Origin of the sequence: Xenorhabdus innexi, assembly GCF_002632485.1 — a bacterium.
Lineage (GTDB): Bacteria > Pseudomonadota > Gammaproteobacteria > Enterobacterales > Enterobacteriaceae > Xenorhabdus > Xenorhabdus innexi.
Genome location: NZ_NIBU01000218.1, coordinates 1 through 753 on the forward strand (window position 1 = coordinate 1; position 753 = coordinate 753).

General features: G+C 47.5%; 1 protein-coding gene. It reads right to left on the reverse strand.

The genetic code is table 11. The annotated features are described in order from the left end of the window. Positions 1–739, reverse strand: a protein-coding gene (locus tag Xinn_RS21195) for an IS5 family transposase (protein WP_086956864.1) whose coding sequence is annotated in 2 segments (ribosomal slippage) — positions 1–364 and positions 364–739 — 740 coding nt annotated over the 2 segments. Because the reading frame shifts where the segments join, the coding sequence is not laid out codon by codon here. This gene is flagged as partial in the annotation. Between the last annotated feature and the right edge of the window lie 14 nt (positions 740–753).

The following is a 753-nucleotide window of genomic DNA, read 5'->3' on the forward strand; positions in this document are numbered from 1 at the left end:
CAGCGGATTTGGACTGCGGCAAGAAACGATGCACTATTTTTGGCATAACGGGTCGCTATACCACGCCAGCGTTTCAAATGGAGAAAAGCGTTTTCAACCAAATGCCTGAGTCGATAGAGTTCACGATCATATTTTCGTTTAACTTTGCGATTCTTGCGGCTCGGAATTTGTACCTCCATGCCTTGGTTTTTCGCTTGTTCCGCGATGGCATCACTGTCATAGCCGCGATCCGCTAATAAATGTTCGGCATCGAATCCTTCAATCAAGTCATCAGCTTGTGAACAATCTGCTGTGGTACCACTTGTAATAATCGCTCTGACCGGCATACCATGCGCATCCACGGCCAAGTGTATCTTTGTATTGAGCCCCCTTTTGTGCGTCCTATATCTTGATTACCTCCTTTGGCCCCTGCTGCATGGGGATGAACTTTAATGTGGCTTGCATCAATCATTAACCACTCAAAATCCGGCTCAGTAATGAGTTGCTCGAGTAACCCTTCCCATATGCTCTTGTCCCGCCACCGGCAAAAACGGCGATGCGTATTTTTCCAATCACCGTAATCGGTCGGTAAATCTCGCCAAGGTGCCCCCGTACGTAAAATCCAAAATACGGCATTAATAAATAATCGATTATCGTCAGCAACCCGTCCCCAAGCGCCTTTTCGACCCGGTAAGTGGGGCTCAAGTAAATTCCAGACATGATCGGAAATATCGTGACGGCGGTATGCAGGTGTGCTCATGGTTAGTTCACTCT